The sequence below is a fragment of the Prevotella sp. P6B4 genome, assembly GCF_000619985.1.
Taxonomy (GTDB): Bacteria; Bacteroidota; Bacteroidia; order Bacteroidales; family Bacteroidaceae; genus Prevotella.
Map to the genome: position 1 here is coordinate 73,646 of NZ_JHVE01000005.1, position 15,030 is coordinate 88,675.

Sequence of the window (15,030 nt, forward strand, 5' to 3'; positions counted from 1 at the left end):
CTATTACTCAAGATAGGTATATCCGTAGAGTCCAGAACGGTAGTTCGAGAGGAACTCTTTTCCCTCGTCGAGACTGATCTTACCCTGCTTAACACTCTTGGCTACCCATACCTCTAACTGACGAACCAGCTTTTTGGGGTTGTACTGTACATATTCGAGAACCTCTTCTACCGTCTCACCATCGATAATCTGGTCGATGTGATAGCTGCCGTCTTTTTCAGAGATATGTACGGCATTAGTATCGCCAAACAAATTGTGCATGTCGCCTAAGATTTCCTGATATGCTCCTACCAGGAACACACCTAAATAGTAAGGCTCGTTCTTTTTCAATGCATGAACGGGCAGCGAGTGGGTGTTATGGCGGTTGGTGGTGAAGTTGGCTATCTTGCCGTCGCTATCGCAGGTGATGTCCTGAATGGTAGCGTTGCGTGTTGGACGCTCGTCTAATCGCTGGATGGGCATGATGGGGAATACTTGGTCAATAGCCCATGAGTCGCTGAGACTCTGGAACAATGAGAAGTTGCAGAAGTACTTGTCGGCCAAAAGCTTGTCAATCTTCATCAGTTCCTCTGGAATGTGCTTCAGACTCTTGGCTAAAGCATGGATCTCATGACAAACACTCCAATACATTGCTTCTACTTCTGCGCGCGTTTTCAGATCGACGATACCATGCGAGAACAAATCGAGCACTTCTTCACGAATCTGTTCAGCATCGTGCCAATCCTCAAGAACATTACGTGGGCTCAGGTTGTCCCAGATTTCATAGAGGTCCTTTACCAACTGATGTGAGTTCTCGTCGGGTTCAAACTCTTCTGGCATCTCTGGCAGAGAAGCTGTCTCTAGTACATCGATGATCAATACTGAATGGTGCGCAGCTAATGAGCGCCCGCTTTCGGTGATGATATTGGGATGTGGCAGATCGTTCTTGTTGGCTGCCTCAACAAAAGTATAGATACAGTCATTAACATACTCTTGGATAGAGTAGTTCACCGAGCTCTCACTCGATGGTGAACGGGTCCCGTCGTAGTCAACTCCAAGACCTCCTCCGCAATCTACAAAGTCAACGTTGTAACCCATCTTGTGGAGTTGGATATAGAACTGTGATGCCTCGCGTAGGGCTGTTTGGATGCGACGGATTTTGGTGATTTGTGAGCCGATATGGAAATGGATCAAACGTAGGCAGTCATTCAGTCCCTTCTTGTCCAGGAAGTCCAGTGCTTCCAGCAGTTCTGCACTTGTCAGACCAAATTTGCTGGCGTCGCCACCACTCTCTTCCCATTTTCCTGAGCCTGATGAGGCCAGCTTGATACGGATGCCGATATTGGGACGGATGTTCATCTTCTTTGCTTCGCGAGCAATAATTTCCAGCTCGTTCATCTTCTCTACAACTATGAATATCTGCTTGCCCATCTTCTGTGCCAGCAGTGCCAACTCGATGTAACTCTGGTCCTTATAGCCGTTGCAGACAATAATCGAGTCGCTTTGACATTGCATGGCAATCACAGCGTGTAGCTCAGGCTTTGAACCGGCCTCAAGGCCAAGGTTGAACTTGCGGCCATGCGAGATAATCTCCTCAACGACTGGTTGCATCTGATTTACCTTGATAGGATAAACCACATAATTCTCGCCTTTATAGTCATATTCTTCTGAAGCCCTTTTAAAACAGCTCCAGGTCTTTTCAATTCGATTGTCGAGAATATCTGGGAAGCGTAGCAGAACTGGTGGCGTCACATCGCGTAGTGCCAGTTCGTCCATCACTTCGCGCAGGTCTATCTGCGTATTGTTCTTACACGGAGTGACGTAGACATCGCCTTTGTCGTTGATGCCAAAATAAGAAGTGCCCCAACCATTGATGTTGTAAAGCTCTTTCGAGTCCTCAATTGTCCATTTCTTCATAATCCCAATAATTCTTTTATTTTTGCCACGCTGATTTTTATTTTCTCATAATTGTCCATTAGGCTGACGTCGAGCGTATATTTTGCCTTTGTATAATAGGGCTCGCGCTTATCCAGTTGTTCTCGAATATAGGCTATCAGCTCTTCAGGGGTTTTACCCTTGATAAGTGGGCGTTCAACCTTACCCATCAGTAAGTGGTTGTACAGTACTTCTGGATCGGCTTTCAGATACACGGTCTGACCTTGTTGGTTCAGATATTCCATGTTGTCAAAAAAGCAAGGGGTGCCTCCACCACAGCTGATAATCACATCCTCAAATTCGGCTACCTCGTGCAGCATGCTGTGTTCCATCTTACGGAAACCTTCTTCCCCTTTTTCTGCAAAGATCTGTGCCACACTCTTGTGCATTCGGCTTTCTATATACCAGTCAAGATCGTAGAAGGTGATACCCAACTCTTTCGAGAGTGCCTTGCCGACAGTGGTCTTTCCGGCTCCCATGTAGCCTATCAGGATTATACGCTTCATGCCTTCTTCGTTGTCTTTCTTGTTGTCCTCTTCGTTGTCTTTTTGACGCCTTTCTTCTCCTTGTCTTTTTCAAGTTCTCGCGCCTCCTCGATGAGTTTCATGCACTCGTCGTAGGTCAGGTCCTTTGCTTTCTCGTGAAGACTCTTAGGTAGACGGTAGTTTTGTCCGTCATACGATAGATAAGGACCATAGAGTCCGTTCATGACCTCCAACTTGGGATCTTCCAGGAAGAATTTGAGGTGCTTGGCGGCTTCTTGTCTGCGCTTTTCCTGAATCAGTGTGATGGCTTCATCCAGTGTGATGGCCATTGGGTCGGTATCCTTAGGAAGTGATGCAAACATGTTTTCATGCTTCACGTAGGGACCGAAACGGCCAGCTCCGATAATAACTGTCGAACCCTCGAAATCACCTAACTCTCGTGGCAACTTAAATAGCTCCATTGCTTCTTCGAGGGTGATGGTCTCCATGCTCAGTTCTTTGGGTAACTGGGCAAACTGCGGTTTCTCCTTGTCTTCTGATGAGCCAATCTGTACTACGGGTCCGAAGCGGCCAATCTTTACAAATACGGGACGTCCGCTTTTAGGATCATTACCCAATACACGCTCGCCGGCTTTAAATTTCTGGCGACTGTTCATGGTCTCTTCTACAGTAGGCTCAAAACTCTTGTAGAACGATTTCATCATGTCGGTCCATTTTTCGTCGCCTTCGGCTATCTTATCGAAATCCTGCTCCACCTTTGCGGTGAAGTTGTAGTCCATGATTTCACTGAAGTTCTCCATCAGGAAGTCGTTTACTACAGTACCAATATCTGTGGGAATCAGTTTGCCTCTGTCGGAACCAGCCCACTCCTTGCGGGTTTTCTGGGTAATCTGCTTTCCTTTCAACTGGTATATGGAGTATGAACGCTCCTCACCTTTTTTATCGCCTCGCATCACATACTCACGCTGCTGAATGGTAGAGATAGTTGGTGCATAGGTTGATGGACGACCAATACCAAGCTCTTCCATCTTGTGTACCAGACTAGCTTCAGTGTAGCGCTGTGGACCAGCACTGAAGCGCTCAGTGGTTATAATCTCACGACGCACCAACTCCTGACCTTTCTTCATGGCAGGCAGGGTGTGGCTGTAGTCTTCGTTCTGTTCGTCGTCGTCGATAGATTCACGATATACTTTGATGAATCCATCGAACTTCACTACCTCGCCCTGAGCGGTAAATACCTCTTCTATATCATCGCTTTTGATGGTAATAGTGGTTTTCTCGATTTCAGCATCAGCCATCTGGCTGGCAATAGTGCGCTTCCAGATAAGCTCATATAGGCGTTTTTCCTGTGCTGTTCCTTCTATGGCATTCTTGTCCATATATGAAGGACGGATGGCCTCATGGGCCTCTTGTGCACCCTTTGAACTGGTGTGGTATTTGCGTAACTTGCTATAGTTCTCACCATACAGGTTTACAATCTCTTTTTTGCTGGCGTTCAGACATAGCTCCGACAGGTTTACAGAGTCAGTACGCATGTAGGTGATGCGTCCGCTTTCGTACAAGTGCTGAGCTACCATCATGGTCTGGCTGACAGAAAAACCAAGTTTACGTGCAGCTTCCTGTTGCAATGTTGATGTGGTAAATGGGGGAGCGGGCATGCGCTTCATAGGCTTCTTGGTGATGGCATCAACTGTAAAGGTGGCTGTCTTGCACTTTTCCAGGAACTCCATGACCTCTTCTTCTGTCTTAAACCGTTTGCTAAGCATCGCTTTAACCTCTGATGCAGATCCATCAGGGTTGGCAACGGCAAATACACCGCTGACGCTATAGAAAGGTTCGCTCTTGAAATTCTGAATCTCGCGTTCACGCTCTACAATCAGTCTGACAGCAACACTCTGTACGCGTCCTGCTGAAAGGGCTGGCTTCACTTTGCGCCACAATACGGGCGAGAGTTTAAAACCTACCAAACGGTCCAGTACGCGACGGGCCTGCTGGGCGTTAACCAAATCCATGTTGATATGGCGAGGATGCTCGATGGCATCCAGAATGGCAGATTCTGTGATTTCGTGGAATACGATACGGTTAGTGTTCTGCTCGTCTAATCCCAGCACTTCACACAAGTGCCAAGAGATAGCTTCTCCCTCGCGGTCCTCATCGGATGCCAACCATACGGTCTGAGCTTTGCTTGATTTATCTCTGAGTTCATCAACCAGTTTCTTTTTCTCGTCTGGAATCTCATATTCAGGCTCCAACGTTTTTTCGTCGATGCTGATTTCCTTTTTCTTTAAATCGCGGATGTGTCCGTAGCTCGACATCACCTTGAAGTCCTTTCCTAAGAATTTCTCGATGGTCTTAGCCTTTGCAGGCGACTCCACTATCACTAAGTTCTTTTGCATATTCTGACTCGTTATATTTCTTTTGGGCTGCAAAAGTAAGCAAAAAACTCTCTACCACCTTATTAATATAGCATTTTTTGTTTTTATTAACAATTCTGAGTCAAGAAACGGTGTACAGCCTGACGTATGGAACGTAATCCGAAACGTTCTACATAGACCTCTCTGAGTGGAACCCATTGCAGGTCGGCAGCATCATCGTCAGCCCTCAGTAGAGAGTCGTCTTCTACGTGACAGATGAAGAATAAGTCAAGTGTATGTATGTCCATGCCAGAATAGCGGTAAACATTGGGGATGGAGAATTGATACTTTACATTCTCCGGGTTGATGATGAGTCCTGTTTCTTCTTTGATTTCTCTTACCATGCCTTCTTCTGCGTTTTCATCGTTGTCGACAAAACCGCCTGGTAGGTCCAGAGTTCCCTTGGCAGGATCTTTGGCCCGTTTGGCTACCAGCAATTCGCCTTTGGCGTTTAGGATAAAGGCTGCTGTCGAGGCGCGTGGGTTTTGATAGAATGTGAAGCCGCATTGTGTACAGTGACGACTCAGGGCATTATGAATTTCAAAGTTCTGACTGCCGCATCTCGGACAGAAGTGGAATTGCTCAAGTGGATGCTCGCTCATAATTTTCACCAATTATCGGTTCTGAATGGGAATAATGGCAGATTGGCGCCGTTCTTGACGTTGCCAATCTGGAAATTTTTAAAACAATAGCGTACGGCAACAGGCTTTTTGACTTGGGGCGAGGAAATCTTGATGGCTTCGTCCCAATAGCCTCCGCCTGGCTGCCAGATGTGCTGGGCTGTAGCGGGATAGAATACTTTGTCTTCGCCAGCAATCTCAAAACCCTGTATATCTTCGAATGGGGCATCGGTGTGATAGTTGTTGTCCAAGTGGATATATATGGCATCACCCTGAATGTTCATGTCCTTATAGCTTGAACTCTGATAAAGAATTCCTTCAAATCCGTAGTCGCGATTCAAGGCGGTGTAAGCTAATCGTTCGCCTACTTGTTGTTTCTGGGTAGGATGTATCTGACTGAACTCGTAGGGATAAACCAGATCGTTGATACATACCAGCGAACTGTTGGGTATCAGCTTCTGGGCTTTGAACTGTTGCTCACGCAATAGAGCACCACTGATGGCGTTGTTGTCATCGTCGTAGCGGTAGGGGGCGATCTGTACGAAGTAAAATGGAATCTCGCCCAGTCCAAACTGACTGCGCCACTGTTCTACCAACAACTTCAAGCGCTCAGAGTACTGGTTGCCAGGATCGCCTACGTTGGAGCAGCCTTGGTAATACAGAATACCTTTGACAGTAAATTTCAATATGGGATTAAAAGTTCCGTTGCCCCATAGCAGTGAACGGAGATAGTCGTATTGTGCCCACTTCTTGCTGATCTCAACAGAGTCGGTTGGGTCGTTGGTGTACTTCTCCAGATTCTCCTTGGTGAGCCAACTTTCTACACGTGAACCTCCTTTGTTGGCCTCGATGAGTCCGATGGGGATGTCGAGTGCCTGATGCATGGTGCGTGCGAAGAAATAACCTGTTGCAGAGAAGTCGCCAACGGTCTTGGGAGAGCAAATGCGCCATTCGCACTGGGCGTCGTTCTGTGGTTTGGCTGACATGACGCTGGGAATCTTGACTGAGCGTACGCCCTCATGGTTCTTGGAGTCAATTACTACTTGGTTATAATCTTTTACAGGGCACATCCAGAATCCTTTTACGGGCATCTCCATGTTTGATTGTCCTGCACATACCCAAACCTCACCGCTTAATACGTTGTTGATAGTTACCTTCTCGCCGTCGTCAAAAGTGATGGTTAGTGGGGTGTAGCTGGCTTTTGGGGTTTTGACTTTTACCAGCCAATTTCCCTGTTTGTCGGCTTTTGCGGTGGTTGTCTCGTTACTCCACGAAGTGGTTACTTTCACCGTCTGGCCAGGTTTCGCCCATCCCCAGAGACGGGCGTCTGTTTGTTGTTGTAATACCATGTTGTCGCCAATCAGATGGGGCAACTTTACCTTGGCTTGGGTGCCGAGTGATAACACTACGAGTGTGACGATTGTTAGAATTTTCTTCATTTTTTTAATGTAAAGTTTCAAGTTTCTGTGGGCAAAGATACAAAAATAAAAATAAAATCATTACCTTTGCACCGTCGATTAACATATTTAAAGCAATGAAAAGTCTAAGAACGATGATTTCTGTCTTATTGTTGGTTTTTTCGGCCACAACTTATGCACAGAAAGGTACAAAAATGAAATTGTGGCCTGATGGTCCTGAAGTAGTGAGCACTGACGAGAACGATCAGGCAGAGCTGACTGTTTATCTGCCCGATGCTAAGAAGGCAACAGGTCGTGCTGTGGTATGCTGCCCTGGTGGTGGGTATCAGCATCTGGCTATGGACCATGAGGGGCATCAGTGGGCGCCTTTCTTCAATATGCAGGGTATCGCTCTTATTGTAGTTAAATATCGTATGCCTCATGGTAACCGTCTGGTGCCCATCTCTGATGCTGAGGAGGCTATTAAGACTGTACGACGTCATGCGGCAGAGTGGCGTATTAATCCTGATGATGTGGGCATTATGGGGTTCTCGGCAGGTGGTCACCTGGCTTCTACCATTGCCACCCATGCTAAAGATGAGGCTGCACCCAATTTCCAGATTCTTTTCTATCCGGTTATTACTATGGATTTAGGTTTTACCCATAAGGGATCGCATGATAATTTCTTAGGGACAATGCCTGAGGATAAAAAAGGACAGAAGGCGTATAAGCAGTTAGAGTTTGATTATAGTAATGATCTGCAGGTGAACCGTACTACACCACGTGCTTTTCTGGCGTTGAGCGATGATGACAAGGCTGTGCCTGCTGCTAATGGCTTTAACTACTATCAGCAGCTATATAAGCACGATGTACCTGCTTCTATCCATATCTATCCCACGGGCGGTCATGGCTGGGGATATCGTGAGACATTTGAGTATCATTACCAGATGGTGTTTGAGTTGAAGAGCTGGTTGAAAAGTTTCTGAGTTATAGCGTATGTATTTTACAGGTATTATTATAGCGGCCAGTACATTTCTGGCTATAGGCATCTGGCATCCGATTGTTATTAAAACCGAATATTACTGGGGTACCCGCCCTTGGATTATCTACCTTATCGTAGGCCTGGCCTGCATTGCTGGTGCGCTATTCATTGAGAATGCTATCATTTCGTCGATAGTCGGCGTATTCGGTGCTTCAGCCTTGTGGGGCATTGGCGAGCTGTTTGCACAAAAGAAGCGTGTAGAGAAAGGCTGGTTTCCCAAGAATCCTAAGAGGTATAAAAAACTCTAACTGGTTTTCAAATGCAAAGCACTTAGAGCGCAATTGTTCTCTAAGTGCTTTGCAAAATAAATCAAAAATACAACTTTTACAGTAGATTCTTGATTTCTGTTTCGAGGTCGGCAATCTGTGCAGCGCGCTTAACCAGGTTGTTGCCGCGGTCGATAATGAAGAAGTCGGGTACAGCCTGAATGTTGTACATGACGAGACGAGATGAATTGACGCCTTCCTCGTCGCGAACGTTGATCCAAGGCAGAGCTGCTGTCTGTTGCTTCCAGAAGTGCTCGTCAGAGTCGAGGCTTACCTGGAAAATCTCAAGGCCCTGTGCGTGATATTTGTTATAGAGCTCGCGCAACTGGATGATGCGGGCGGGAGAGTTTTCCATAGCGAAGATGTGGAAGTCGAGCAGAACAACCTGGCCCTTTAGATTGGTGAGGCTGCGCATCTGACCTTTGTTGTCGAGCAACTGGATGTCGAGAACGCCGGCCTGCTGAACCTTGCTGGCATCGATGGTTATGTCGGCATTCTTGGCCTCAACAATGCGCTGGTTCTTCATGCCTTCGATGGCAATGTTGTGCAGATTCTGTCCGCGCTCGGCATGTGGATAGTAGGTGTCCCAGCTGGTAGCAACGGCGGCAAATGCCTTGATATCTTCCTTGTTGGTACGAGGATTGAAAATCAGATAGTTGCCGATGGCCTGGAATAAGGCAAAGTAGGCATAAGCCTTATAGGGCTCCTTATAGATGTAGTCGCGCTTTACCTCGTTCTTATAGGCCTCAATGAGTGTCTGGATGCTATCGTTGGCTTTAACGATGCCTAACTCTGTGTTGCTCTGCAGGGCAATGGCCTTAGACTGCAGGTCCATCTGCTTCAGAGCTAGCTCGCGGATCTTCTCGCAGTTGTCTGAGCCACTGATGGTATAGTTAGATGCCATTTCCGGGTACTGGCCTTTTACCTGTACGGTCTCTGTAGAGTCGATGCTCACGTTGATAATCTGGTCGGCAATACGAAGACGATAGAACTCAGGAACTGTAGTGGCATCCTGGCTGAATGAGAAATCGCCAGCTTCGCTTAACTTTACAGAGTCGAGCACGTTGATGCCCTCCAGACCTACATTCTCGAAGTAGAGCACAGAATCCTTTGCACCAGCAATCTGTCCCTCTACGGTGAACTGATTCTTATTGCACGAGGCAATTGATAATGCAGCCAATGCTACGGCTGCTGCTTTACAAATATGTTTCATCTTTTTAATTAGAATTTCGCTTTGTGGGTGCAAAGATATAACTTTTTTGGTGAATAGTGAATAGTGAATAGTGAAAAATTAAAAAAAATATGGCGTTTTCTCGTTTATTAATATAATTATGTGTAACTTTGCGGCTGTTTTTTATATATTAGATGTTTTTAAACAAGATGAACGTAATTACAAAAACCCTTCAATTGGCTGATGGACGTACCATCACCATTGAAACCGGGAAAGTGGCAAAACAGACCGACGGCTCTGTTGTTCTGCGTATGAACAACACCGTATTGCTCGCCACTGTTTGTGCCGCAAAAGATGCAGTTCCCGGAACAGATTTTATGCCTTTGCAGGTAGATTATCGTGAACAGTACAGTGCAGCCGGTCGTTTCCCCGGCGGATTTACCAAGCGCGAAGGCAAAGCCAGCGACAACGAAATCCTGACATCAAGACTGGTGGACCGTGTGCTCCGCCCGCTCTTTCCTTCGAACTATCACGCTGAGGTGTTTGTGAATGTGATGCTGCTTTCAGCTGATGGCGTTGACCAGCCCGATGCTTTGGCAGGTTTTGCTGCCTCAGCCGCTCTGGCATGCTCTGACATTCCTTTCGAGTGCCCTATCAGTGAGGTTCGTGTAGCCCGTATCAACGGTGAGTATGTTATCGATCCAACCTTCGAGCAGATGAAGGAGGCCGATATGGATATCATGGTTGGTGCCTCGGCAGAGAATATCATGATGGTTGAGGGAGAGATGAAAGAGGTGTCAGAACAGGATATGATCGGCGCTCTGAAGGCTGCTATGGCTGCTATCAAGCCTATGTGTGAGCTTCAGGCTGAACTCTCAAAGGAACTTGGTAAGGATGTGAAGCGTGAGTACGACCACGAGGTGAACGATGAGGAGCTGCGTGAGCGTATGAACAAAGAGCTGTACCAGCCCGCTTACGATGTTACCAAGCAGGCTCTTGAGAAGCAGGCACGTGCCGAGGCTTTCGAGAAGATTCTTGCTGACTTCAAGGAGAAGTATGCTGCTGAGCATGCCGACCTGACTGAGGACGAGCTCGAAGAGAAGTATGCTATGATGGATCGTTACTACCACGACGTGGAGCGCGACGCTATGCGCCGTTGTATCCTCGACGAGGGTATCCGTCTCGATGGTCGTAAGACTGATGAGATCCGTCCTATCTGGTGCGAGGTTTCACCTCTGCCCATGCCTCACGGAAGCTCAATCTTCACTCGTGGTGAGACACAGTCGCTTTCTACCTGTACACTGGGTACCAAGCTCGATGAGAAGATGGTTGACGATGTGCTCGACAAGAGCTACCAGCGCTTCCTGCTTCACTATAACTTCCCTCCATTCTGTACTGGTGAGGCTAAGGCTCAGCGTGGCGTAGGCCGTCGTGAGATCGGTCACGGACACCTGGCATGGCGTGGACTGAAGGGTCAGATTCCTGAGGACTTCCCTTACACCGTTCGTCTGGTAAGTCAGATCCTCGAGTCTAACGGTTCTTCTTCAATGGCTACTGTATGTGCCGGTACTCTCGCCCTGATGGACGCTGGTGTTCCTATGAAGAAGCCTGTTTCGGGTATCGCCATGGGTCTGATTAAGAATCCTGGAGAAGATAAGTACGCGGTATTGAGCGATATCCTCGGCGACGAGGACCACCTGGGTGATATGGACTTCAAGACCACTGGTACAAAGGATGGTCTGACCGCCACTCAGATGGATATCAAGTGCGATGGTTTGAGCTTCGACATTCTTGAGAAGGCTCTGATGCAGGCTAAGGCTGGTCGTGAGCACATTCTGAAGTGCCTCACCGATACTATCGCTGAGCCACGTGCAGAGATGAAGCCTCAGGTTCCTCGCATCGTTCAGATGGAGATTCCTAAGGAGTTCATTGGCGCTGTGATTGGCCCTGGTGGTAAGATTATCCAGCAGATGCAGGAGGATACTGGCGCTACTATCACTATCGACGAGGTTGATGGTGTAGGTAAGGTTCAGGTATCAGCTCCTAACAAGGAGAGCATCGATGCTGCTATCGGTAAGATTAAAGCTATCGTAGCTATTCCTGAGGTAGGCGAGGTTTACGACGGTGTGGTTCGTTCTATCATGCCTTACGGATGCTTCGTGGAGATTATGCCTGGTAAGGACGGTCTGCTGCACATCAGCGAGATCGACTGGAAGCGCCTTGAGACCGTTGAAGAGGCTGGTATCAAGGAGGGCGACCACATTCAGGTTAAGCTCCTGGAGATTGATCCTAAGACAGGTAAGTACAAGCTCTCTCATCGTGTACTGATTGAGAAGCCTGCCGATTATGTTGAGCGTCCTGCCCGTGGTGAGCGTCGTGAGCGCCCAGAGCGCAATGGCGAGCGTCGTGACCGTCGTCCGGACCGTGGCGATCGTCGCAACGGAGAGCGTCATGGAGAGCGCCGCCCACGTCCTGAGCAGCAGCAGGCTGAGGCTCCAAAAGAGGAACAGCCAAAGGACTTCAGCGACTCGTTAGATAACATGGATTTCTAAGAAAGAAATCTTAAAAATAAAGAAAAGCGTTAAATTTCTCTAAATTTGACGCTTTTTTCTTTTGCGCGTACCTTATATAATAAAAATAGTTAGTACCTTTGCACACCGATTTAGGGGAGAGGCTTAGAATCCCCGTGAAATGTTGTGTGAATAGCGGTGTCTTTGGCCGGGCATGGCGGTTCGTGAATCAGCGTTTCAATGATCCCCGTCAGGGAATTAACCCGAGGGGGTGCGACGTTAGACTGACAACCGGGAGTTAGACCCTGGGAGTGAGTTTATGCGCGTACATATTTAATTATAAGTTAAACTGTTTTTTAGTAGTAAATTTAAAATGAACACTTTGAGTTACAAGACACTTTCTGTAAACAAGGAAACAGCAAAGAAGGAGTGGGTGGTAATCGATGCCACAGACCAGGTAGTTGGTCGTCTCGCTTCAAAGGTAGCTAAGCTGATCCGCGGAAAGTACAAGCCAACTTTCACTCCACACGTTGACTGTGGTGACAATGTAATCCTTATCAATGCCGATAAGGTAGTTTTCACTGGTAAGAAAGAGACCGATAAGGTTTATACCCGCTACACAGGTTATCCTGGTGGTCAGCGCTTCAATACTCCTGCTGAGCTTCGCAAGAAGGACGGTGGTGTAGACAAGATGCTGCGTCACGCCGTTAAGGGTATGCTGCCAAAGGGTCCTCTGGGCCGCAGCCTGCTGAACAACCTCTTCATCTATGAGGGTACCGAGCATCCACATGCCGCTCAGCAGCCAAAGACTATTGATATTAACCAGTATAAATAATAAGGAAAGATGGAAGTAATTAACGCAATAGGTCGTCGTAAGAGCTCTGTAGCCCGCGTATACGTAACAGAGGGTACTGGTAAGATTACGATCAACAAGAAGGATTTAGAGGTATATTTCCCATCAGCTATCCTGCAGTACGTGGTTAAGCAGCCACTCGCTCTGCTCGAAGTAGCTGAGAAGTATGACATCAAGGCTAACCTCGACGGAGGTGGTTTCACAGGTCAGAGCCAGGCTCTGCGTCTCGCAATTGCCCGCGCCCTCGTGAAGATCAACGAAGAGGATAAGAAGAAGCTGAAGGATGCAGGTTTCATGACACGTGATAGCCGTGAGGTTGAGCGTAAGAAGCCAGGTCGTCCAAAGGCACGTCGTCGCTTCCAGTTCAGTAAGCGTTAATCCGCCGAAGAACTTAGCGAAGAGTTTAGTATCTAAACCCGCTGGATTCCTTTGGACTACCATCGGGCTGATTCTGGACAAAAGAATTAAAAAGAAAGTAAACAATTTAAAAGCATTAAGAAAATGTCAAGAACAAATTTTGATCAGTTGCTGCAGGCTGGCTGTCATTTCGGTCACCTGAAGCGTAAGTGGAACCCCGCTATGGCTCCTTACATCTACACCGAGCGTAACGGTATTCACATCATCGACCTGCATAAGACAGTAGCCAAGGTTGACGAGGCTGCTGAGGCCCTGAAGCAGATTGCCAAGAGTGGCAAGAAAATCCTGTTCGTCGCTACTAAAAAACAGACAAAGGAAGTGATTGCTGAGAAGGCTGCAAGCATCAACATGCCATACGTTATCGAGCGCTGGCCTGGTGGTATGCTCACCAACTTCCCCACAATCCGTAAGGCCGTTAAGAAAATGGCGAACATCGACCGTCTGATGCAGGATGGAACCTATTCAAACCTCTCAAAGCGTGAGCTGCTGCAGATCACACGTCAGCGTGCTAAGCTGGAGAAGAACCTGGGTTCTATCGCCGATCTGACTCGTCTGCCAAGCGCACTCTTCGTAGTTGATGTAATGAAGGAGAACATTGCCGTTCGCGAGGCTAACCGTCTGGGTATCCCCGTATTCGGTATCGTTGATACCAACTCTGATCCTAACAATATCGATTTCGTTATCCCTGCAAACGACGATGCTAAGGACTCTGTAGAGGCTATCCTGAATGCCTGTTGCACCGCTATCGCCGAGGGTATCGAGGAGCGTAAGGTAGAGAAGGCCGACGAGAAGGCTGCCGACGCACAGGCTGAGGGCGAAGAGGTAAAGGCTAAGCGTGCTCCACGCAAGGCCCGCAAGGACGCTGAGCCAAAGGCTGAGGAGGCTGCTGAGTAATTATAAAGGTAAAATAGTAAAAAGGTAAAAAAGTAAATAAAATGGCTATTTCAATTGATGATATCAAGAAGCTTCGCGCAATGACTGGCGCTGGTCTGGCTGACGTAAAGAAGGCTCTGACCGAGGCTGAGGGCGACTTCGACAAGGCCAAGGAGCTCCTGCGCGAGCGTGGCCTCGCTATTGCTGCTAAGCGTAGCGACCGTGAGACATCTAATGGTTGTGTACTCGTAAAGAGCGTTGATGGCTTCGCTGCTATGATCGCCCTGAAGTGTGAGACCGACTTCGTTGCTAACGGTGCCGATTTCATTGCTCTTACTCAGAGCATCCTCGACGCTGCTATTGCTGCTAAGGCTAAGGATATTGAGGCTGTTAAGGAGCTTACTCTGGCTGACGGTCAGAAGGTTCAGGACGCAGTTACTCAGCGCTCTGGTATCACCGGTGAGAAGATGGAGCTGGATGGCTACCTGACACTCGAGGGTGAGAACATCGAGGTTTACAACCACATGGGTAAGAACACCCTGTGCACTATGGTACAGACCAACAAGCCCGCTGCTGAGCAGGGTCACCTGGTAGCTATGCAGGTTGCTGCCATGAAGCCAGTAGCTCTCGACGCTCAGAGCATCGATCCAAAGATTCTCGACGAGGAGTACAAGACCGCTGTTGAGAAGTCAAAGCTCGAGCAGGTTCAGAAGTTCGTTGATATGAAGCTCAAGAAGGCTGGTTTGAACCCCAACCTGGTTGATTCTGAGGATCACATCGAGAGCAATATGTCAAAGGGCTGGCTCACACAGGAGCAGGCCGACGAGGCTCGTAAGATCATTGCTGATGCAAAGGTTGAGGGCGAGGCTAACCTGAAGATGCCAATGATTGAGGGTATCGCTAAGGGTCGTGTTGAGAAGTTCAAGAAGGAGAACTGTCTGGTTGACCAGGAGTTCCAGTTCGGCGATGGCGACAAGGCTACTGTTGCTCAGTGGCTCGCTAAGCAGGACAAGGATCTGAAGATCGTTGCCTTCCAGCGCTTCACACTCGTTGCTGACTAATTTTTAG

The 15,030-nt window shown here is 47.9% G+C and carries 13 protein-coding genes; 7 read left to right on the plus strand and 6 right to left on the minus strand.

Annotation, left to right across the window (positions count from 1 at the left end):
* Nucleotides 1–3: 3 nt before the first annotated feature.
* The 5 genes from speA to T491_RS0104800 form a co-directional block, all read right to left on the minus strand.
* Complete coding sequence (gene speA / locus T491_RS0104780; protein WP_028902875.1) at nucleotides 4–1,896, minus strand: biosynthetic arginine decarboxylase; 1,893 nt, start codon at nucleotides 1,894–1,896, stop codon at nucleotides 4–6.
* Nucleotides 1,893–2,420 carry a shikimate kinase gene (locus T491_RS0104785; protein ID WP_028902876.1) on the minus strand — a complete coding sequence of 176 codons (528 nt, stop codon included), beginning with the start codon at nucleotides 2,418–2,420 and terminating at the stop codon, nucleotides 1,893–1,895. Before T491_RS0104785 ends, speA begins: the two co-directional genes overlap by 4 nt.
* On the minus strand, nucleotides 2,417–4,795 hold the full coding sequence (gene topA, locus T491_RS0104790; protein WP_028902877.1) for a type I DNA topoisomerase: 2,379 nt from the start codon (nucleotides 4,793–4,795) through the stop codon (nucleotides 2,417–2,419). Before topA ends, T491_RS0104785 begins: the two co-directional genes overlap by 4 nt.
* 86 nt (nucleotides 4,796–4,881) lie before the next feature.
* Nucleotides 4,882–5,415, minus strand: coding sequence for an NUDIX domain-containing protein (locus tag T491_RS0104795; protein ID WP_028902878.1), 534 nt, complete (start codon nucleotides 5,413–5,415; stop codon nucleotides 4,882–4,884).
* Between the two features lie 5 nt (nucleotides 5,416–5,420).
* Nucleotides 5,421–6,872 carry a sialate O-acetylesterase gene (locus T491_RS0104800; protein WP_028902879.1) on the minus strand — a complete coding sequence of 484 codons (1,452 nt, stop codon included), beginning with the start codon at nucleotides 6,870–6,872 and terminating at the stop codon, nucleotides 5,421–5,423.
* A 95-nt stretch (nucleotides 6,873–6,967) separates the two neighbouring features.
* Between T491_RS0104800 and T491_RS0104805 the strand changes: the two genes are divergently transcribed.
* Nucleotides 6,968–7,816: an alpha/beta hydrolase gene (locus T491_RS0104805; protein WP_028902880.1), complete on the plus strand. Its 849-nt coding sequence runs from the start codon at nucleotides 6,968–6,970 to the stop codon at nucleotides 7,814–7,816.
* Between the two features lie 10 nt (nucleotides 7,817–7,826).
* Nucleotides 7,827–8,120, plus strand: a complete 294-nt coding sequence (locus tag T491_RS0104810) for a DUF4491 family protein (RefSeq protein ID WP_028902881.1) — start codon at nucleotides 7,827–7,829, stop codon at nucleotides 8,118–8,120.
* 76 nt (nucleotides 8,121–8,196) lie between these two features.
* On the opposite strand, the gene T491_RS0104815 is transcribed toward T491_RS0104810, so the two are convergent.
* Nucleotides 8,197–9,351 (minus strand): TlpA disulfide reductase family protein, encoded by a 1,155-nt coding sequence (locus T491_RS0104815; RefSeq protein WP_028902882.1) that lies wholly within the window; start codon nucleotides 9,349–9,351, stop codon nucleotides 8,197–8,199.
* A 167-nt stretch (nucleotides 9,352–9,518) separates the two neighbouring features.
* Here T491_RS0104815 and pnp point away from each other — a divergent pair, with 167 nt between their 5' ends.
* From pnp to tsf, 5 genes are all read left to right on the plus strand, one after another.
* A complete protein-coding gene (gene pnp / locus T491_RS0104820; RefSeq protein WP_028902883.1) occupies nucleotides 9,519–11,861 on the plus strand; it encodes a polyribonucleotide nucleotidyltransferase in 2,343 nt (780 codons plus the stop codon).
* Nucleotides 11,862–12,192: 331 nt separating this feature from the next.
* Nucleotides 12,193–12,654 carry a 50S ribosomal protein L13 gene (gene rplM, locus T491_RS0104825; protein ID WP_028902884.1) on the plus strand — a complete coding sequence of 154 codons (462 nt, stop codon included), beginning with the start codon at nucleotides 12,193–12,195 and terminating at the stop codon, nucleotides 12,652–12,654.
* Between the two features lie 9 nt (nucleotides 12,655–12,663).
* Nucleotides 12,664–13,050 (plus strand): 30S ribosomal protein S9, encoded by a 387-nt coding sequence (rpsI, locus tag T491_RS0104830; RefSeq protein WP_013063558.1) that lies wholly within the window; start codon nucleotides 12,664–12,666, stop codon nucleotides 13,048–13,050.
* 123 nt (nucleotides 13,051–13,173) lie between these two features.
* Nucleotides 13,174–13,983, plus strand: coding sequence for a 30S ribosomal protein S2 (rpsB, locus tag T491_RS0104835; protein WP_028902885.1), 810 nt, complete (start codon nucleotides 13,174–13,176; stop codon nucleotides 13,981–13,983).
* Nucleotides 13,984–14,024: 41 nt separating this feature from the next.
* On the plus strand, nucleotides 14,025–15,023 hold the full coding sequence (gene tsf, locus T491_RS0104840) for a translation elongation factor Ts (protein WP_028902886.1): 999 nt from the start codon (nucleotides 14,025–14,027) through the stop codon (nucleotides 15,021–15,023).
* Nucleotides 15,024–15,030 lie beyond the last annotated feature (7 nt).